Raw genomic sequence first — 19,388 nt, forward strand, 5'->3', positions numbered from 1 at the left:
CGTTTAGCGACGGTTAAACAACCCCGAAAAACGGGAATCTAAAGCATTTCCTTCAAAACTTGTATAATCAAATCCCCATCCACCCGATCGCTCACAGCAGCCTCACCCAAGCGCACGGGCAGCACAAACCGCACCTTGCCATCCTGCACCTTCTTATCCAGTTGCAAAGTATGCAAAATTTCCTCAACATCCACACCAGCAGGCAATTTGGCAGGTAAACCCGCTTTTTCAATCAAAGCAGACTGGCGGCGATCGCACTCAGCGTCCCACATTCCCAACTCCACAGCCAATCGGCTTGATGCAGCCATGCCGATTGCCACTCCTTCCCCGTGATTGATCACCTTGTAATTGGTCAAACTTTCCACAGCATGACCGATGGTGTGTCCGTAATTCAAAATCGCCCGCAAACCCGATTCCTTCTCGTCTTTGCTTACCACCTCAGCCTTAGCTTGGCAAGACCTGCTCAAAATTTCTGCCAACAAATCCGCCTTCACATAGCGCATTTGATCCAAACGCTTGCAATCCTCCAACATTTCAAACAATTCAACATCCCAAATCACCCCGTACTTAATCACTTCCGCCATCGCCGAACGAAACTCCCTCGCCGGCAGAGTTTTGAGTACATCCGGGTCAATTAACACCAAACGTGGCTGGTGAAAAGCCCCGATTAAATTCTTCCCTAAAGGATGATTTACCCCCGTTTTGCCCCCTATAGAAGCATCAACCATCGCCAGCAGCGAAGTCGGAACCTGCACCACATTAATTCCCCGCAGCCAAGTCGCCGCAGCAAAACCCGTCATATCGCCCACAACCCCGCCGCCCAAAGCCACCATTGTCGAGGAACGTTCTAAACGGTTTGCCAAAGCCGCACCGTAAATTTTCTGCACCGAATTTAAAGTTTTGTACTGTTCTCCCGGTGGTAAAATGCAGCTACTGACTTCCAGACCGGCCGATTCGAGGGCTGCTGTTGCTCTTTCGCCGTACTGCCGAAAAATCGACTGATTCGACACCAACAGAACTTTTTTGCCCAAACTTAGATCGCCCATCAGACTGCCGAGTTCGTCTAAGCCGCCCGATCGCACGCAAACATTGTAAGATTGTGGCCCCAAGTCAACTTTAATTATGGATTGCATATTTATCTAATTTAGATATTAGATTTTAGATTATAGTTCTTATAGGTCTTTTTATTGATTGTTTTGGAGAAATTGCAATGACTCTTAGCGGAGCAATAACTTATTTTGGGATTTTTGGCGGCATGATCGGCTTGGCGACAGTGCTGATGTTTGGTTTGCGGGCTGTCAAACTCATCTAATTTGCTAATTTAGATGTCTCAACCAGAGGATTTAATCTCTGGAAAAAGTATCAATTGGACAAAGTATTTGCGCCAAAAATCTCTGATTTAATCTGTGGATTGACGGCGCAAATACTTGGTTTCATAGAAGTTGATGCTACACTTGGCTAATTTAATATTTGACCCTAAGTAATTTGGTTAATGATAAAATATAAAATATAAAATCGCTCGATTCCCCAATGCTCTAAAAGATGAGGAAAATGATTAATTAGAGGGAGCTTATCAGCAATATATTGAGAGGAACGCTAAATCTGAGGTTGATTCGCCTTGAAAATGAGAAGTATCCTCAGCCTAGATTAATGCCGTACTTATCGTCGTCGTTTCTTTACTTGTTCATAGGGAAAACAATCAATAACGTTGGATAGCATATAACTACCTTTGGAATCGGATTCCATCAGTTCCAAGTAGACAGTCTTGGGAACTTCAAAGTATCGATAGGTTTTGCCACTCTTGAAAATAACCTCAAGGTTAGACGTGGTTTCGTCATAACCTACAGCTTCGATCATGCTAGATTCGACTGCTTGTAGTTTCATGATTTCCTGATAAGTAAGGCTACCTGGAAAAAACAGAATACCCAGATTCCCGACTTATTTAAGAAGTCAGGGATCTAAAGTGCGATCGCGTCTTATTTCCCCTAAAATAACTTTTACTAGACCCGCCATCTAAAATCTAAAATCTAAAATCTAAAATCGAAATGACTCATTCCACCGATATCGTCACCCTCGCCCGCTGGATGGCCGCCGACTTCAGCAACCAAGCCCAAGCCTTTGAAAACCCGCCATTCTTCGCCCACATCCGCGTCTGCATGAGGCCTTTGCCGGTCGAAGTTCTGGATGGACTCAGCTTGTACCTAGAACAAGCCTACGATATTGAACTGAATGTACCGTACCGAGTCCGAGTTTTGAAATTAGTCCCGGTGGACGATCGAATCGAGATCGAAAATTATGCCATAGAAAACGAAGAACAATTCTACGGCGCTTCCCGCGACCCGCAACGGCTGCAAGAAATCAAAAAAGCACAACTGACACTGCTTCCCGGCTGCACCTTTATTACGCAGTGGACGGGCAACAGCTTCAAAGGGTTTGTCGAACCAGGAAAAGGCTGCATGGTGGTCAGAAAGGGCAAAAAAACCTATCTAGACAGTGAATTCGAGATTGACCAAGACAAATTTATTAGCCACGATCGCGGACGTGACCCCGAAACCGATGCCCACGTCTGGGGAGCCCTCGCCGGCCCTTTTGAATTCACCCGCCGCGCCAGTTTCGCCGACGAAATTCCGGTTTAATCTAAAAAAACAGACTCCCTCCTGGGCGAACACGCTTGATTAAAGGTTCAGAATGCACCAATACCTGGTACATTAACCCAGTATTGGCAAGCAAGATTCACCGTTGATTTATGAAAGTCCTGGTTATTGGTGGCGATGGCTATTGCGGTTGGGCAACCGCACTCTACCTTTCTAACAAAGGTTACGAAGTTGGCATCCTCGACAGCTTCGTGCGGCGGCACTGGGATCTGGAACTGTGCAGCGACACCCTCACTCCCATCGCACCGATTCAGCAACGACTCCAGCGATGGCAAGATTTAACGGGCAAGTCGATCGACTTGTTCGTCGGTGACATCACCAACTACGATTTTCTCAGCAAAAGCATGAGAAAATTTGCACCAGAGGCGATCGTCCATTTCGGCGAACAGCGTTCGGCACCTTTCTCGATGATCGATCGCGAACACGCAGTCCTCACTCAAGTCAATAACGTCGTCGGGACACTCAACCTGCTGTACGCCATCCGCGAAGACTTCCCCGACTGTCACCTAGTGAAATTGGGGACAATGGGCGAATACGGCACGCCGAATATTGACATTGAAGAAGGCTACATTACGATCGAACACAACGGCCGCAAGGATACACTACCCTATCCCAAACAACCAGGCAGCTTCTACCACCTGTCAAAAGTCCACGACTCCCACAACATCCATTTTGCTTGCAAAATCTGGGGTTTAAGAGCCACCGACTTAAATCAGGGCGTAGTATACGGCGTGCTCACAGATGAAACCGGCATGGACGAACTGTTGATCAACCGTTTGGACTACGACGGAGTATTCGGTACAGCATTGAACAGATTTTGCATCCAAGCTGCGATCGGTCATCCTTTGACGGTTTACGGCAGTGGCGGACAAACCCGCAGTTTCTTAGACATTCGGGATACCGTGCGGTGCGTGGAATTGGCGATCGCCAACCCCGCCGAAGCCGGACAATTCCGCGTATTCAACCAATTCACCGAACAATTCAGCGTCGGCGACTTAGCCTCCTTGGTGCAAAAAGCAGGCATGGCAATGGGATTAAAAGTAGAAATCAACAACATCGAAAATCCCAGAGTCGAGAAAGAAGAACATTATTTCAATGCCAAAAACACCAATTTGCTAGACCTCGGTTTGCAACCGCACTATCTCTCAGATTCCCTGCTCGATTCTCTGCTGAATTTTGCTACAAAATATCAGCACCGTGTCGATAAAAACCAGATTTTGCCGAAAGTTTCTTGGAAGTAAGTTCTGGTATCTACCTGCAGGGTAAGAGATTTTTTAAGGAACCGCGAAGGCGCGAAGGGCGCGAAGTAAGAGAAAAGAAGGGAAGAGAGGAGAAATGTTTGCAAGTTCAGAAGGGATTTCTTTGTAGATTAATTTTTTCATATCTATCTTTTTGATCTTTTGCTCTGTGTTCTCTGCGTCCTCTGCGCTTAATTGAAAAATGGCATAAGGTTTTTACGGCTGGCTTTTTGGGAATAAAGCCCTGAAAAGTCAAATTCTCATTCTGTAGCTTTTGGTTGTTCTGCCTGGATTGTCAGCGAGTGCAGTTTGTGCTTATTATTTAATAGCCGAAGGGGTTGCAGTAACGGCGAGTTATCAAAATTAGCGCCGAGCGAGTTAGCGAAGCCCAATCTGTCACGGAAACAGCAATATTATAAATTGCCAGAACAGCACAGGAAATTCACAGAATTAATTGCTTTGCCGAAAGTGGGGGATGGCTTTTAGGTGGGAGAATTTTATCAATTGGCATTCCGGGAATTTGCATCTTATCCCAAAAACCTCTCGCTCGAAATTAGCGGTAGTGAAACAGAAAGAAGAAGTGTAGAAAAGCAGCCGATCGCACGCCATGACTTAGCTCCCCGCGAGACAGTGTATCCTGTTACCGATGACCTTGGCCACAGGCTATGATTATCGGCTCCCTAAGTAACTTATTTTTATGAAAATTGCTCTGTTCACTGAAACATTTCTGCCGAAAATAGACGGCATTGTGACGCGCCTGATTCACACTGTAGATCACTTGCAGCGCGCGGGCGAACAAGTTCTGATATTTTCTCCAGATTACGGGATTAAAGAATACAAAGGCGCCCGAGTTTACGGTGTGGAGGGTTTGCCTTTGCCGATGTACCCGGAATTGAAAATGGCACTTCCTTCTCCGGCTGTCGGTCGCCAATTAGAGCAGTTTAAACCGGATATTATTCACGTTGTCAATCCCGCTATTTTGGGATTGGGCGGTATATATTACGGGAAAAAGTTCAATATTCCGATTTTGGCTTCTTACCACACGCATTTGCCCAAATACTTGCACCACTACGGTTTCGGAGTCCTCGAACCTTTATTGTGGGAACTACTCAAAGGAGCGCACAACCAAGCAGAATTGAATCTGTGTACTTCTACAGCAATGGTGGAGGAATTGAGAACCCACGGCATTGAGCGAGTAGATTTGTGGCAGCGGGGCGTAGATACTGAAATGTTTGTCCCGGAATTGGCAAGTCGAGAAATGCGATCGCGCCTTTCTGAAAATAACCCAGACAGTCCCCTGCTGCTGTACGTCGGCCGCCTCGGTGCAGAAAAAGAAATCGAACGCATCAAACCAGTCCTCGCAGCGATTCCCGACGCCCGCCTCGCCCTAGTGGGAGACGGCCCGCACCGGCAAACCCTGGAACAATATTTTGCCGGTACCCCCACCAATTTTGTCGGCTACCTCAAGGGGCAAGAACTCGCAACAGCTTACGCATCGGCCGACGCCTTCATTTTTCCGTCCCGCACCGAAACCCTGGGCTTAGTGCTCCTAGAAGCAATGGCTGCGGGGACGCCCGTAGTCGCGGCGCGCAGCGGCGGAATTCCCGATATCGTCACCGACGGTGTTAACGGATATTTATTTGACCCCGCCGACGAAGAAGGATCTCTGGTTGCCACCAAGCGTCTGTTTGCCAATCCCGAAGAACGGGAAACCCTGCGCCATAACGCTCGCCGAGAAGCCGAACGCTGGGGTTGGGCCGCCGCCGCCGCACAACTCCAGCGGTACTATCAATCAGTGGTGTTTGCCGAGTCCATGCCCAGAGCGGCCTAAATGTCAGGATCTGTAGCACCTTTAAACATCACCGCCAGCTTAGCTTCGCTGTTCGATCGTCAGTTGGTAGTGAGGAGGGATGTTTTCAAAGACCGATCGAACTTTTTTGCTGCATAAATTACCGTCGTTATCCTGCTGTTGCGTTTACCATTAAACTATGAGTAAGCTCTGTAGGAATGCCTTGCGCGCTGCTTTTATAGCGCCCTTTACCTGACCGGATATGGTCGCCGAGTGCGCTAAAACAGTTACACCGCGCGCTGGGGCCGAGCACAGAGCGTCAAATCCACACTGCACTCTCGATCGAACTAAAGCCTGTCACCCAATTTTCAGGCTAGCAGTTTTGCGAACTCAAGTTCAGCTTGAATTGACGAACCCTCATCAGTATCGAGGTTGTAAAAAAGATCGATCGAGCATACATAACAAGCAAACTGAAGTTGCGTGCGACACTTTTGAACTCACGATTCATTAAAGCGACAAGCGAGTGGCGATGCGCTTGCAAACAAATTCAAGAGTTTGCACTGCCGCCGAATCTAGCGCCGCTCAACCTGCAGTCAGTTTACCCCTCTGAGCAAGCAGTTAATCATGACATTCTCCAATACTGGTAGCGTTCTGGCTACACTGACTCAAGTCAATTTTATGGGGGCATTGACCTCCCGTGTTAAGAGCCTGCCAGTTCCTGAATTAGTGTGCCTGCTGGACTTTATCACGGCTGAATTTCAGCAATTTATCCGGGCGATGGACCTGATTAACAATGAAGCGCTCGAAAGTCTCTTAGAGCAACTTTTAGATGCCTTCACTGTCAAAATTGGTCAAATTTTGCAAGCAGAGCGGACAACAATTTTTTTGGTTGACTGCAACAAAAAACAACTGTGGCACAAAACAGTCGATCCACTTGGCGAGGATGTAGAAGTGCGCTTGCCGATGGATGCAGGCATTTTAGGCTACGTAGCAACCACCGGAAAATCGATCAATGTCGCCGAAGCTCGATCGCACGAGTATTTTAATTCCGAAGTAGACGAACCACCGGGCTACCAGATCGAGACCATGCTCTGTATGCCCATTTTTAGCAGCAAGAGCCAACACGAACCCGTAGCGGTGGTCAGACTCTTAAATAAAGCTGGCAATGTCCCTTTTAGCGAGGAAGACGAACAGCAATTCCAGGCTTTTGCAGATTCGATCGGGATTATTCTCGAAAGCTGTCAGTCTTTCTACGTCGTGGCCCGCAACCAGCGAGGGGTTGCTGCACTTTTGAGAGCCACCACCACTTTGGGTCAAAGTCTTGACTTGGAAACAACTTTGCGCTCTGTCATGGATCAAGCTCGCGACTTGATGCAAGCCGATCGCAGCACGCTATTTTTGTTAAATCGGGAAACCAACGAACTCTGGACAAAAGTCGCCAAGGCCGACGGCAAAACGATGGTAGATCTCCGCATTGCTGCTAATAAGGGAATTGCTGGCTACGTGGCTTCGACCGGTCAACCTCTAAATATTACAGATGCTTACGACGATCCCCGCTTTGACCCCTCTACAGACCAGCAAACGGGATACCGCACTCGCACTGTCTTGTGTATGCCCGTGCATAACGCTAAAGGTGAGCTCATCGGGGTGACTCAGCTAATTAATAAGAACCAAGGTACTTTCACCCCTTCCGACGAAGAGTTTTTGCGAGCGTTTAATTCCCAAGCGGGAATGGCGTTGCAAAATTCTCAACTGTTTCAGAACGTGATGGTGGAAAAACAGTATCAGAAAGATATGCTGCAAAGTCTTTCTGATGCAGTGATTTCCACGGATTTGAAGGGGCGAGTTGTGACGATCAACGAAGCAGCCTTAGAATTGTTGGGCTGTCCGGTCAATCAAGCTAAAAGCAAACACAATCCCCAGATTTGGGAAGATAAACTGGTGAATCGCTATGTTTGGGAAGTTGTGCCGATCGAAAATTTGCAATTTCGACTCGAAGACAGTCTCAACAATGCTGCCCGACATTACGTTCCCGAACAAAGTTTAACTGTAGGACTGTTGGTAGAAAAAACGTTAAATTCCCAACAAAAAGAAGAAGAAGAAAGTTATATTTTGGCCGTGCCCGATCGCGCCGATCCGAATTTATATTACGCTTGGGGCGAAAACAGCGCGTGGACTGAGGAAGTAGCGCTGGCAGAATTAGCTAATGCCCAATCTCTATTTTCGCTGCGAAATTCTGCCTTGTATCACCCTTATTGTCCGCTGCCCATCCCCGCCTCTAGAATTAAAGTAATTGAACGTAGTTTGAATTTGACTGTCAACCCGCTGATCAATCCAGAGGGTGGCGTGCGCGGCGGTTTAGTGGTACTCGAAGACATCAGCCGCGAAAAGCGGATGAAAAATACGATGTACCGCTACCTGACTCCTGGAGTCGTAGATAAGGTGATGGCCTTGGGTGAAGGCGCCATGATGGTGGGCGAACGCAAAGAAGTGACTATTTTATTTTCCGACATTCGCGGCTACACCACGCTGACGGAAAATCTGGGAGCGTCCGAGGTGGTATCCCTGCTAAACCAATATTTTGAGACGATGGTGGAGGCGGTTTTCCCCTACGAAGGCACTTTAGACAAGTTTATCGGCGATGCTTTAATGGCGGTGTTCGGCGCGCCCCTGCCGCTGAATCCCCCGGAAAGTCACGGTTGGATGGCGGTTCAGTCGGCTTTAGATATGCGCCGGCGTTTGAAAGAGTTTAATGATTCTCGCCCCGGCGAAGTTCCGTTTCGCTTCGGAATTGGGATTAGTTCCGGAGAGGTGGTTTCGGGAAATATTGGTTCCCAAAAGCGGATGGATTACACGGTAATCGGGGATGCGGTGAATTTGAGTTCGCGATTGGAACAGCTTACGAAGGAGTACGGTTGCGATATAATTTTGAGCGAATTTACATACAGTTTGTGCCGCGAAGGGATTTGGGTGCGAGAGTTAGACAAGGTGCGGGTTAAGGGCCAAAATCAGCCAGTGGGTATTTACGAGTTGCTGCAAAATAGTTCTGAACCCATCGATGGGGAAACCCTTCGGTTTTTGGAACTTTACAGTAACGGTAGGGATGCTTATATTGCTAGAAATTTTCAGAAAGCTATTAGTTATTTTGAACCAGCTTTAGCCATGCGACCCAGCGATCGACCTGTGGAAGTTCACCTCGACCGATCCCTGAGCTATTTGGAAGTACCCCCGCCCGATGATTGGGACGGCGTGCATACGATGACAACCAAGTAGTAGATTATATTACATCCGAGTGCTCAAAAGTAAAAAGATTTGATAAAGTGGTGAGATCTTCCTTATGACAGAGTTAACAGATGTAAAAATGTGAAAACATAAATCGGATGCCATATTAAACTTTAGTATTTATTTCCAGGCTAGCAATTAAATGAGTTATTTATCTGTTCCGAATGCCACAAAAGCCGATCGGATTCTGGTGGTAGACGACGCACCAGATAATGTTTTGTTGGTTCAAACAATCCTAGAAGAAGAAGGTTACGAAATTAGCACGGCAGAAAACGGCTTTTCTGCCTTGAGTCAAATTGACAAGTCAGCCCCGGATTTGGTACTGCTAGACGTGATGATGCCGGGAATGGACGGTTACGAAGTCACTAAACGAATCCGACAAAATAAGGAATTGCCCTTTATCCCGATTTTGCTGATCACGGCTCACGACAGTGCGAGCGTAGTGCAGGGGTTGGACATGGGAGCAGACGATTTTATCCGCAAACCAGTCGAAATGGATGAACTGCTGGCGAGGGTACGATCGCTCCTGCGGCTAAAACACAGTGTAGACGAGCGGAATTCGATCGCCCTCCAGCGCGAAGATTTTGTCTCCCGACTCGCTCACGACTTGCGGACGCCCCTCGTAGCCGCCGATCGAATGCTAACTTTAATGCAGCAGGGAGCTTTGGGAGAAATTTCCCTTCCCATGCGGGACGCTTTCGGGACGATGGTTCGCAGCAACAAAAACCTGATTACGATGGTAAATATGTTGCTGGAAGTCTACCGCTACGAAGCAGGCGCCAAATCCCTAAGTTTTGCTCCCGTGGACTTGCGCCAGCTTATTACTGAGGTAGCTGAAGAACTAGCTCCCCTAGCGGATGCTAAAGGTTTGTCGGTAAATTTAGACTTGACCGAAAGTGCAGAAAGTGCACCGATTGCGAAGTATCCGGGCGATCGTCTGGAACTGCACCGCTTGCTGACAAATTTAATCGGAAATGCGATTAAATTCACGGACAACGGCTCAATAGATGTCAGCTTAAAAGCTGCAAATTCACCTGCTTATACGAGCTTCAAAAACCAACCGCTGGCATGGGTAATCATAGAAATCAAAGACTCCGGCGCCGGCATTTCTCCCACCGAGAAAGCAAAGTTATTTGAAAGGTTTGGCCCGGGAACTCACAAGAGATCCGGTACAGGTTTGGGACTACACCTCTGTCGGCAAATTGTCGAAGCTCACCGCGGCACGATCGAAGTAAAATCAGATTTGGGCAAAGGCAGTTTGTTTAGTATTCGCTTGCCTTGTTAGATCGGTATAATTAACTCTAACTTTGGGGTGCGAAAAGCGCACATTACTACAGATAAACTGTAATTGTAGGCGGCAAAGTGCGTACCTAATCGAATTATGGTTAATCTACCCGATGTCATATAATTACTTGGCAACCGAATTTATGGCAATATGTCTAACTGTCCAGTGTGCGGTGCTGAATACATAGAAAAAAAAGCAGAGTTTTGCTCGATTTGTGGCTGGGATTTGACTCCCTACCCGCAACGTGCTAAGCCTTCCAAAACTTATTTAAAAAAAGAACAAGTTAGATTGCAGTGGGCAAAACAAATGTGGGAAGTGGCTCGCAATCAACAAAATTGGTCAGCTCAATTTGAGCAGTTGCAGAGTGAATTTCAGGAAGGGGCGATCGCCCGCACATACATTCAATCTCAGTTAGAATGGGTTCTGTACCGCCTCGAACAACTAAACCCCGAATTGATTGTCAGCACTCTACTGCGACTGGAAGACAAAATCGGCGCCATACCTGACTCTCCTCCGGCTATCTCCGAAGTAGGGATGGACTACCGCCAACTGACAAAGCTATTAGAAACCGGAAAATGGCGCAAAGCTGATGAACACACTTGGGAAATCTTGCTGAAAATCGCTGTCAGGGAAGACGAAGGCTGGCTGAGTGCAGCCGATATTGACAGTTTTCCTTCTACAGACCTTCGCACGATCGACCAACTTTGGCAACAATACAGCAGCGGGCGGTTCGGGTTGAGCGTGCAGCAGCAGATTTGGGAAAGTACCGAGGCAAATTATACTGAATTTTGCGATCGCGTCGGCTGGCGAGTCAAGGAAAATTGGAAATATTACAGCGAGCTCTCATTTAACGAAGATGCTCCCGCCGGACATCTCCCCGTCACCGCATGGAGACAGCGCGCCTGTTACGGTGCTGGTAAACTCACTGCCGCAGAAAACTTTGCCCGCATCGCTGCGAAACTGGCAACTGGCGATCGCTAATCATCCAAAATAAAAAATTCAAAATCGACATTAACTGCTATAATCAAAACGGTTTAGCAACTGGGGCTGTGGCTCAGATGGATAGAGCAAGCGCCTCCTGAAGAATCGGGCACCCTGCGAGGAAACTCTAGGAGTGAATGTGGTCAAATTTGGTGAAACCTAAAGAGTTCGTGGGTTCCTATGACTCTAAGGCAATACCAAGCCAAGCCTGAGTTCAGCGCGATTAAACAATCGCCTATATTGAAATCAGGAAGGTTTAGAGACTAGACGGTCACCACCTAAAAGCTGCAAGCATATGGTGAAGGTATAGTCCAGAGAGTGGGGAAACTCACACAAATCTGAAGCGCTAGGTCGCCGGTTCGAACCCGGCCAGTCCCGTTAAAAATCAAGAAAAATTAAAAGCAGGAGGGGAAAGCTTAAGTTTTGCCCCTCTTTTTTGCATATCTGCTAACGAATTCGCCCACAGACGAATACTTGCTGGAAGACGAGGACTTACGCAGAACCTCTCTCTCTAGGGTCCATCTGAAATCTAAAATCTAAAATCACCTGTTTAAGCCCCACCACAAGCGTAGAGTCAATCTACAATCTAAAATCTAAAATCTATGATCCCCCGACCCTTTTTTAATTTTTAATTTTTAATTCCTGTTAGTGGGCTATACGTGCGGTATTTTTTGTTATGGTTCCTTTGTGAGTTACATAAAATTTTTATAGGTTTAGATGTGGTTAAGAATCAATTCCAACACGCAGCGTTACAAGCGTTTGAACACTTCACGCAGTTTTTGGTTCGTAGTAGGGCTTTTGATGGCGTTTTGGTTTGGCTATCAGCAGGTTAAGAGCGAATTTCAGAGACCCCAAGCTGTGTTAGTTCTAGGTGGGGCTACGGAGCGAGAGGTGTTTGCCGCCAAATTTGCTCGCGATTACCCTGAATTGCCGATTTGGGTGTCGTCTGGGAGCAATCCGGAGTTCGCGGAATGGGTGTTTTCAGAAGCCGGAATTGAGTCCGATCGCCTGCACTTAGACTACAGAGCGGTGGATACGGTAACAAATTTTACCACCCTGGTAGATGAATTGAAAGCTCAAGGGATTGAGAGCGTGTATCTGATCACTTCTGACGATCATATGCGGCGAGCTCAGATTATCGGCGAAATCGTGCTCGGCAGTCGAGGCATTAGCTTTAAGCCTGTGGCAGTTCCGTCTGGGCGAACCCCCGAACCGGTGGAAAAAGCTGTTCGCGACGGCGCTAGGGCTATTCTTTGGCTGACAACCGGTTATACGGGTGCTAACTTCAGCCAAGCCAGAATTGAATAAACACAAGGAAGCATTGAGCAATTGTTAATTTTTTGCCATTCGCTCAGGTTTTAAAACTTGTCTTCTACAGCTATTTCAGGAAGGGGGAAGATGCTGATGATAAATGCGTAACAGAAGAGAACGAGTAGTTTAAAATCAGTATATGAACTTCAAGAGCCAAAGTTAATGACCGACCAAATTCTGCCGCAAGTTCTGGAGCAAATTTTGAGTGACACCAAAACGCCGGATGCTGTTTTTTCGGCTTTGGTGCCGGCTTTAGGCGAGGTGTTAAATTGCGATCGCGTCTTTCTCTACCTCCGCAATCCTGAAACGCAAATGGGCAGAGTACCTTACTGCTGGCGTCGCAACTCAAACTATCCCGAGGTTTGGGACGCGGAATGGAAAAAAGAACCTGAATCTTTAGGGGAAGAAGACCCTTTGTTTGCAGCAGCTTTGCGAACTGAAGCGTCGATTTTTGTTGAGGATGTTGAAACAGCCAATCCTGAAGTAGTCAACAAAAATTTTGAGGCCAAAGAGTTCGGACATCGAGCTTTAATTCACGCTCACCTTTGTGCTGACGAGTTATTGTGGGGGGTTTTGCAGCCTTGTATGTTCGATCGCCCCCGAGTTTGGACTGACTTCGATCGCCAAGTTATCGCAGCAGTTACAGAAAAAATTTCGCCTTTAGCTGTCGCTTATGTCACCGCCTCCGCATCAAAAGATGAGCGATAAAAATCAATAATTTACTTGTAGAGAGCGGCTGGGCCTTGAATGAATGTCAACTTAAGACTAAAACCACGTCTAGATCGGGGTTTTAGCCCAATCTCAATCCCCTTTCCGGCAGACGAAAGACCGTTTCGGGTTCCCCCCTTTTTAAGTTAGGGGGGATCGAGGCGCTAATTTTCACACAAAAGTGTGGTACTCAATTTGAGCTGAGTGTTCTCACCAATGGTGAGGTGTGCATCGCCCTGAGGATAGACTTGGTGCACAATTCTTGTTTAAAAAACGCCCCAATTTTGAATGCCCCGACTGCTGAAAATCCCTTGAGCTCGACTAATATCATCCTCAGCGCCATCTACTACCACCAAATAATCGCCGGCCCGCAGGCGATCGGTGTAAATTCTAGCTGTTTCTTCGGGAATTCCCAAGTCAGTCAAAGCCTTCACCACTCCACCGAAATTCGCAGCCGCGACGCCAGTGCTTGCTACGGTAGCCACCAGTGAGGCGCCGAAAGTCCCCGCTGCAATCATCGGCCCGATTCCGGGAATAGCTAAACTTCCGAGACCCACTAGGAAGCTGGCTAAAGCACTATTTGTCAGAGTTTCTCCAACCACTGCTGATCCTGTGTCTAGATTTTTGTCGCCCACCTGAGTGCTAGTTTGAGTATCGCCTACAGACTCACCTGCCTCCCTAGCAACAACCGAAACTTTATCCATTGGAAACCCGGAAGATTTCAATTCTGTCAGAGCTTGCTCGGCATCTTCGCGGTTAGAAAACAATCCCAACGCGCGGGTTTGATTGCTTGTTACCATATCTTTCTTCTTATCTCCTGTCAAATTAAACTCAAATTCAAGCCTAATTATTGCGCTTGTTTTCAATCACTTATATTGATATTTTTCGATGTTTATCTTCAGCCTTCATCTATCTGTAGATATAACCTGAAAAACAGCAACAAAAGTTATAAAATCAGCGACCCAAATCGTGCATGGCATTAATCTCGATCGCACATCTTTGAGTCAGCGCTTGCAATTCCTCGCGATCCGAGGAACCGGGCGCTTCAATTAGCTTGCCAATTCGCACCGTCAGCGGCACCGGACGCGGCACTGCCGAACCTTTGGACGAAATGGCGTGAGTTCCCCACAAACTAACAGGTAACAGCGGCGCTTTTGCCTTAGCAGCTATCAGCGCAGCACCTAATTTCGGTTCAGTAATTCTGCCATCTGGCGTGCGAGTTCCCTGCAAAAATACACCCGTCGCCCAGCCATTTTCCAAAGAGTGGATAGCCGATCGAATTGCACTGCGATCGGCACTTTCTCGCTTCACTGGATAAGCGCCATAAAGCGTAATTGCCTGCTTCAAAATAGGAACTTTAAATAACTCTTCCTTTGCCATAAATGCGACAGGTCGCCTCATGCAATTAGACAAAATCGGCGGGTCAAAATCGCTGGCGTGATTGCTGACTACCACCAGCGGCCCTTCTGCTGGAACATTTTCTGCACCGTAGATGCGGCCTCGAAAGTACAGGTGCAGCATCGGGCTGACAATTGACCATTTGAATAAATAGTAGAGAAGTAAACTTTCGACCGGTTCGCGACTTTTGCTCACAGAAAAACCTTAGATTTTAAATTACATCGAATATTAGCCTATCAGATCGAGTCCGTTTGAGATTATTCGGCGCTTGAAACCGCTTCTTGTCAAACGAAGTCCGCCTGCGCGGACTGAAGAATATAGTCCGCGCAGGCGGACTTTGCTTGTGTAGCGGCAGAATTTATTCTGGCGGACTATTTGCTTGTGTAGCGCCAGAATTTATTCTGGCGAATTCCTAAATGTCAAAACTTTGCAAAGGCTCAATTTCCAGCCAGCATGGCTTTCTGTCCTTCCGAAGAAGTCGCATAGCCCAAGAAATCCTTAACTGCTTGGCTAGGAGGATTTTTGTAAGCGTAGTACAACTGTCGCTTGTAAGGATAGTTACCAGCATCCGGCGTCGCACCGTTGACGGGAACAACGCGCACCGTTTTCTGATTGACTACTTGAGCGAAAGTCGCATAGCCAATACCGTTGTTGCCTAAAGCTTGCAGCAGGGGAGTTGTCGCATCTCGATCGAGCGTGGTAATATTTGGCGCCCGGCCAAACTCGCCACCTCCGAGCACTTGTTCTTTAAACGTTTGGTGAGTGCCACTAACTTCTGGTCGATTTATCACTTTAATCGGGCCTTGGGGGCCACCGACTTTCGACCAGTCTTGAGCATTTCCCTTGAAGATATCTTGCGTTTGAGCGGAAGTTAAACCTCCTTTAAACGGGTTGTTAATGCCGACTACGAGGGCGATCGTATCTAGGGCAACAGGCACCGCTGCCAAACCCTGACCTTGTTCTTGAGCCGTCAAAGGTTGCGATACCGCAGCAATATCGGCTGTTCCTGCGACCAAATCTTGAATTCCCTTTGCAGAACCGTTAGCTTTGGAATCAACTCTAGTGCCAGGAAACTTGGCCTGAAAGCCATTCTTAAGGTTGAGGTTGATTGTCACCATACTGGTAGAACCTTGAATCCTGACAGTCGTACCCGCAGGAACAGAAGCTGGAAGCGCAAAGGAACTAGCTGCAACAGGCGAAGCACGGCCGACTACTGGCGCGACGGGAAGTGGGACGACATCGCCTGCAGGTGTGGGAGTGGGGGGATTGTTACTAACATCTTGCGACGCTGGTTTGTTCAGAAAAAAGAACCAGCCACCACCGGCTAGCAAGAGAAATAACAGGATAAAAACTATGGGGGAAGGCCCGCTCTTAGCCATAAAATTGTCCTTAGCTGGGAAGTTCTTTGTTGTTGGAGTCGTCTAACATTTCCAGCCTGCGATTAACTTCATCGTCTAAGGTCATATTTTCTAATTCTGCCTGAAGTCTTTCTTGGGGATTCTCAGATAGCTCTGCTAAAGCTTGCTGTTTGAGGTTGTGGCCGTGGACGGCGTTTTTGGCTTGCTCAAATTGCGATCGAGCTGAATCAATACTGAGGTCGTTGTGGACTTTGGATATGGCTCGGAGGGCTTCGTTAATCTCGGCCATATCTTTCATATTTTGCATATCGGTTTTGTACGCTTCCAGCTTCATCCGTTCTCGATTTAGCTTGTCTTTGGAAGCGTTCACAAACTGTTCGGCTTGTTTTACTTGAGCTTCTAACTGCGGCAGAATTTGTTCTGTCTGAATTACCTTCGCCATTGCCAAGCGGGCTGCTTCTTCGTTGCCGTGGCGCTTGGCTGTGATGACTTGGCGTTCTACGGTTTGCATTTCCCTAACTTTTTCTTCATATTTCGTTTTGGCGCGCTGGTAGGCTGCAACTTGGGTGGAGACTGCTGCTGCCAATTTTTGTACGGATTCTTGCATGGATCGCAGCGACTCTTCGGCTACCGCCACCGACACCTTGCCGCCGGATTCTACGGGCAGTCCCCACATCCAATTCCAGGCACCTACTATGGTTCTGCCTGCCTTGTCGCCCATCAACCAGTAAAGAACTTTTTTCATATAAATACCAGATAAGCTTGGTTTTTACGCCTAGTTTACATCAGGATTTGTCGATCGTCCCGTCAGGTCGATCGATTTCTAGATTTTTGATTAATATTTTCTAACTGTCTGGATCGTCTATCCCCAATTGGCACAACAGCCAATATTCGGATTTGCCTGTTGTGCTCTTTATTTTTCGACACTCTTCGGGCCAATTAACTCTAAATTTTATAACCTGCCGTTTAATAACAGGCTAAAAATAGATTAAGCGGGCAAATCTGCAAAACTGCTAACATTTACCAGTGCTAAATCCGGACAAGTCCGTTTGATCAAACCTGTGAGAACTTTGCCGGGGCCAATTTCCACTACCCGATCAATTCCTTGTTGTGGCAATTGCAGAGAAATTTCTCGCCACCGCACGCCTTTGGTCATCTGCTGAGTCAACCGCTGCTTTAAAGTGGCTGCGCTGGTAGTGGCTGACGGTTCTGCGTTCGAGAGCACCAGCATTTTAGCATCGGAAAACCTTGCAGACTTTAACGCTAGTTGAAACTCTGCCGCCACCCCGGCCATCAGGGGAGAGTGAAACGCACCAGAAACATTCAATTTAACGGCGCGTTTGACTTTGATTTTGGCAAGCAAATCTTCTACTGCTGCGGGCGTTCCAGAAATCACGACTTGTGCTTCGCTGTTGTCGTTTGCCAGCACTACGTCTCGGCTGTATTGAATTTGCAGTTCTAGTTCCTGTCTGTCGAAACCGATCAAAGCCACCATTTGCCCGCCTGAGGCGGTGTCCATGAGTTCGGCGCGGCGTTTGACTAAGCGCAATCCCGTTTCAAAGTCAAAGACGCCTGCTGCGTAGAGGGCAACATATTCTCCTAAACTGTGACCGGCAACTACCGCGGGCCGATCGCTTTTTTCTCGCATTAAGTCGGTCAAAATACTTTCTACTACGAACAAGCAAGGCTGAGTGTAGAGAGTCCGAGATAGTTTTGCTTCTTCTTTTTGGCAAACTTCCGGCACAGACCAACCTAAAATCTCTTTAGCGAGCTCAAATTTGGCTTTGGCTGTTGGCAAGTTTAATAAGTCTGCACCCATCCCGATCGCCTGGGAACCTTGTCCGGGAAATACCCATGCTGTTTTAGTCATTTTTCCGGTAATCTGCTAATTGGTGGTTGCTAATTGGTGATTGCAAAAATTCTTTGTTTCCCGCTTCTAAGTTCGCTCGCTGGTATCCGCTATCTTTGGGTTAACGAACTATCTACTCGCGACTCACAATTCTAACATAATAATTGCAGTTTTTACGAATTTTATATTTTTTTTGCTACTTTAATTAAATTAATAGCCGTAACAAAATTTTCCACTTTCTAGCTGGGGAAAGTCGATCGAAGAATAGAGTATTTTCTATTTCAGAGCGCGCTTGTCAAGAACTCCTGTCCCGGGGGTGTGCGGCTGCACACCTTGCCCTATGTATGGCGTGTTCAAGGATTTGTATTTTGCAAGTGTCACAGACCCAACAATAAGCAGGGCAAGTTTACAGCCGGCCGCCAAATATTACCTTCCCCATTGAAAAATCGCCGCCCCCCAAGTCAAACCTGCACCGAAACCAGCCGCAGCAATAGTATCACCGGGTTTAACTTTACCCAGACGCACGGCTTCGTCTAAGGCAAGGGGAATTGAAGCCGCGGAGGTATTGCCGTAATTTGCCAAATTGCTGATTACTTTTTCGGGGGGAATCTTTAGCCTTTGGGCAACTGCATCGAGAATCCGCTGATTGGCTTGGTGCAACAGCAGCCAGTCAATTTCTGCAGCGTTAATATTGGCCCGAAACATAGCTTTTTCTATGACTTCCGGGACTTTTTTTACGGCAAAGCGATAAATTTCTTGACCATTCATTGTGATGGGATTAAATCCGCCAACTCCGACGCTGACGCCCTCAATTAATTCTTTTGACTCGGCTTTGTAAGCCAAATTGAGAGACGAATTTTGCGTGCCGTCGCTGCGAATTTCAAATCCCAAAAAGCGATCAACTTCTGAAGCTTGCAATACCACCGCACCTGCACCGTCTCCAAATAGAATGCAAGTACCCCGATCCGACCAATTCACCCAACGAGACAAAATATCTGCTCCGATCAGCAAAACATTTTGATAAACCCCTGTCCGAATGAACTGCGAGGCTGTAACTAAACCAAAAACAAAGCCTGAACAAGCTGCTGTTAAATCAAAAGCCACAGCTTTTGTTGCGCCCAATTGATATTGAATTTTACTGGCAGTGCCAAACAAATCGTCAGGACTGGAAGTCGCCAAAATAATCAAATCAATATCGGTCGGCGAAATTTCTGCCATTGCGATCGCCTGAAGCGACGCCTCCGACGCTAAATCGCACAAAGAAGTGCGATCGTCCGCCAGCCTGCGGGAGCGAATGCCCGTCCGCGCCCCAATCCACTCGTCAGAAGTTTCTACTATCTGACTCAAACCGTTATTATCCAGCGAAACCTGCGGTGTACAAGAACCGCTACCCGTGACGGCAATGCCGAACCCTGATTGCTGCAACATTCCTCTCCATTTATGAGCGATCGATCGAGGAATTAAAAATTAAAAACTACCAATTAAAATTATTTTTTAAACTGCTGAAATTACTTTTTTTTAAGCAAAACAGTGGG

18 protein-coding genes are annotated in these 19,388 nt (G+C 47.3%); 10 read left to right on the forward strand and 8 right to left on the reverse strand.

Annotated features, from left to right (window positions below; all coding sequences use genetic code 11):
* Positions 1-38: 38 nt before the first annotated feature.
* On the reverse strand, positions 39-1,133 hold the full coding sequence (locus D0A34_09140) for a 3-dehydroquinate synthase (GenBank protein UNU19008.1): 1,095 nt from the start codon (positions 1,131-1,133) through the stop codon (positions 39-41).
* Between the two features lie 77 nt (positions 1,134-1,210).
* Between D0A34_09140 and D0A34_09145 the strand changes: the two genes are divergently transcribed.
* Entirely contained in the window at positions 1,211-1,312 is a 102-nt protein-coding gene (locus D0A34_09145; GenBank protein ID UNU19009.1) for a cytochrome b6-f complex subunit 6, read from the forward strand.
* 347 nt (positions 1,313-1,659) lie between these two features.
* Here the strand turns inward: D0A34_09145 and D0A34_09150 are convergent, their stop codons facing one another.
* Positions 1,660-1,923 carry a KTSC domain-containing protein gene (locus D0A34_09150; GenBank protein ID UNU19010.1) on the reverse strand — a complete coding sequence of 88 codons (264 nt, stop codon included), beginning with the start codon at positions 1,921-1,923 and terminating at the stop codon, positions 1,660-1,662.
* A gap of 122 nt (positions 1,924-2,045) precedes the next feature.
* Here D0A34_09150 and D0A34_09155 point away from each other — a divergent pair, with 122 nt between their 5' ends.
* From D0A34_09155 to D0A34_09195, 9 genes are all read left to right on the forward strand, one after another.
* Complete coding sequence (locus tag D0A34_09155) at positions 2,046-2,636, forward strand: chorismate-binding protein (GenBank protein ID UNU19011.1); 591 nt, start codon at positions 2,046-2,048, stop codon at positions 2,634-2,636.
* A gap of 110 nt (positions 2,637-2,746) precedes the next feature.
* A complete protein-coding gene (locus D0A34_09160) occupies positions 2,747-3,895 on the forward strand; it encodes an NAD-dependent epimerase/dehydratase family protein (GenBank protein ID UNU19012.1) in 1,149 nt (382 codons plus the stop codon).
* 483 nt (positions 3,896-4,378) lie between these two features.
* The gene (locus D0A34_09165) at positions 4,379-4,561 is read left to right on the forward strand and encodes a hypothetical protein (GenBank protein ID UNU19013.1); all 183 of its coding nucleotides are present in this window, start codon (positions 4,379-4,381) and stop codon (positions 4,559-4,561) included.
* Between the two features lie 28 nt (positions 4,562-4,589).
* The gene (locus D0A34_09170) at positions 4,590-5,723 is read left to right on the forward strand and encodes a glycosyltransferase family 1 protein (GenBank protein ID UNU19014.1); all 1,134 of its coding nucleotides are present in this window, start codon (positions 4,590-4,592) and stop codon (positions 5,721-5,723) included.
* Between the two features lie 582 nt (positions 5,724-6,305).
* Positions 6,306-8,954 (forward strand): adenylate/guanylate cyclase domain-containing protein, encoded by a 2,649-nt coding sequence (locus D0A34_09175; protein ID UNU19015.1) that lies wholly within the window; start codon positions 6,306-6,308, stop codon positions 8,952-8,954.
* Positions 8,955-9,105: 151 nt separating this feature from the next.
* The gene (locus D0A34_09180) at positions 9,106-10,248 is read left to right on the forward strand and encodes a hybrid sensor histidine kinase/response regulator (GenBank protein UNU19016.1); all 1,143 of its coding nucleotides are present in this window, start codon (positions 9,106-9,108) and stop codon (positions 10,246-10,248) included.
* 150 nt (positions 10,249-10,398) lie between these two features.
* Positions 10,399-11,229, forward strand: a complete 831-nt coding sequence (locus tag D0A34_09185) for a hypothetical protein (protein UNU19017.1) — start codon at positions 10,399-10,401, stop codon at positions 11,227-11,229.
* Between the two features lie 717 nt (positions 11,230-11,946).
* On the forward strand, positions 11,947-12,537 hold the full coding sequence (locus D0A34_09190; protein UNU19018.1) for a YdcF family protein: 591 nt from the start codon (positions 11,947-11,949) through the stop codon (positions 12,535-12,537).
* A 165-nt stretch (positions 12,538-12,702) separates the two neighbouring features.
* Complete coding sequence (locus tag D0A34_09195; protein ID UNU19019.1) at positions 12,703-13,248, forward strand: GAF domain-containing protein; 546 nt, start codon at positions 12,703-12,705, stop codon at positions 13,246-13,248.
* Between the two features lie 266 nt (positions 13,249-13,514).
* On the opposite strand, the gene D0A34_09200 is transcribed toward D0A34_09195, so the two are convergent.
* The 6 genes from D0A34_09200 to D0A34_09225 all read right to left on the reverse strand — a co-directional run bounded on the left by D0A34_09200 (position 13,515) and on the right by D0A34_09225 (position 19,281).
* Positions 13,515-14,048: a hypothetical protein gene (locus tag D0A34_09200; protein ID UNU19020.1), complete on the reverse strand. Its 534-nt coding sequence runs from the start codon at positions 14,046-14,048 to the stop codon at positions 13,515-13,517.
* 154 nt (positions 14,049-14,202) lie between these two features.
* The gene (locus tag D0A34_09205; protein ID UNU19021.1) at positions 14,203-14,841 is read right to left on the reverse strand and encodes a 1-acyl-sn-glycerol-3-phosphate acyltransferase; all 639 of its coding nucleotides are present in this window, start codon (positions 14,839-14,841) and stop codon (positions 14,203-14,205) included.
* Between the two features lie 242 nt (positions 14,842-15,083).
* Positions 15,084-16,025, reverse strand: coding sequence for a phosphate ABC transporter substrate-binding protein (locus D0A34_09210; protein UNU19022.1), 942 nt, complete (start codon positions 16,023-16,025; stop codon positions 15,084-15,086).
* Positions 16,026-16,035: 10 nt separating this feature from the next.
* The gene (locus tag D0A34_09215) at positions 16,036-16,749 is read right to left on the reverse strand and encodes a PspA/IM30 family protein (protein ID UNU19023.1); all 714 of its coding nucleotides are present in this window, start codon (positions 16,747-16,749) and stop codon (positions 16,036-16,038) included.
* Between the two features lie 243 nt (positions 16,750-16,992).
* On the reverse strand, positions 16,993-17,874 hold the full coding sequence (gene fabD, locus D0A34_09220) for a [acyl-carrier-protein] S-malonyltransferase (protein UNU19024.1): 882 nt from the start codon (positions 17,872-17,874) through the stop codon (positions 16,993-16,995).
* A gap of 405 nt (positions 17,875-18,279) precedes the next feature.
* A complete protein-coding gene (locus tag D0A34_09225; protein UNU19025.1) occupies positions 18,280-19,281 on the reverse strand; it encodes a ketoacyl-ACP synthase III in 1,002 nt (333 codons plus the stop codon).
* Positions 19,282-19,388: the final 107 nt, after the last annotated feature.

Origin of the sequence: Microcoleus vaginatus PCC 9802, from assembly GCA_022701275.1 — a bacterium.
GTDB classification, from domain to species: Bacteria; Cyanobacteriota; Cyanobacteriia; order Cyanobacteriales; family Microcoleaceae; genus Microcoleus; species Microcoleus vaginatus_A.

What these genes read in the sequence shown, in the direction of transcription:
- D0A34_09140 (UNU19008.1), bottom strand. Translation starts at nt 1,133, where the DNA reads ATGCAATCCATAATTAAAGTTGACTTGGGGCCACAATCTTACAATGTT.
- D0A34_09145 (UNU19009.1), top strand. Translation starts at nt 1,211, where the DNA reads ATGACTCTTAGCGGAGCAATAACTTATTTTGGGATTTTTGGCGGCATG.
- D0A34_09155 (UNU19011.1), top strand. Translation starts at nt 2,046, where the DNA reads ATGACTCATTCCACCGATATCGTCACCCTCGCCCGCTGGATGGCCGCC.
- D0A34_09160 (UNU19012.1), top strand. Translation starts at nt 2,747, where the DNA reads ATGAAAGTCCTGGTTATTGGTGGCGATGGCTATTGCGGTTGGGCAACC.
- D0A34_09170 (UNU19014.1), top strand. Translation starts at nt 4,590, where the DNA reads ATGAAAATTGCTCTGTTCACTGAAACATTTCTGCCGAAAATAGACGGC.
- D0A34_09175 (UNU19015.1), top strand. Translation starts at nt 6,306, where the DNA reads ATGACATTCTCCAATACTGGTAGCGTTCTGGCTACACTGACTCAAGTC.
- D0A34_09180 (UNU19016.1), top strand. Translation starts at nt 9,106, where the DNA reads ATGAGTTATTTATCTGTTCCGAATGCCACAAAAGCCGATCGGATTCTG.
- D0A34_09185 (UNU19017.1), top strand. Translation starts at nt 10,399, where the DNA reads ATGTCTAACTGTCCAGTGTGCGGTGCTGAATACATAGAAAAAAAAGCA.
- D0A34_09190 (UNU19018.1), top strand. Translation starts at nt 11,947, where the DNA reads ATGTGGTTAAGAATCAATTCCAACACGCAGCGTTACAAGCGTTTGAAC.
- D0A34_09195 (UNU19019.1), top strand. Translation starts at nt 12,703, where the DNA reads ATGACCGACCAAATTCTGCCGCAAGTTCTGGAGCAAATTTTGAGTGAC.
- D0A34_09200 (UNU19020.1), bottom strand. Translation starts at nt 14,048, where the DNA reads ATGGTAACAAGCAATCAAACCCGCGCGTTGGGATTGTTTTCTAACCGC.
- D0A34_09210 (UNU19022.1), bottom strand. Translation starts at nt 16,025, where the DNA reads ATGGCTAAGAGCGGGCCTTCCCCCATAGTTTTTATCCTGTTATTTCTC.
- D0A34_09215 (UNU19023.1), bottom strand. Translation starts at nt 16,749, where the DNA reads ATGAAAAAAGTTCTTTACTGGTTGATGGGCGACAAGGCAGGCAGAACC.
- fabD (UNU19024.1), bottom strand. Translation starts at nt 17,874, where the DNA reads ATGACTAAAACAGCATGGGTATTTCCCGGACAAGGTTCCCAGGCGATC.
- D0A34_09225 (UNU19025.1), bottom strand. Translation starts at nt 19,281, where the DNA reads ATGTTGCAGCAATCAGGGTTCGGCATTGCCGTCACGGGTAGCGGTTCT.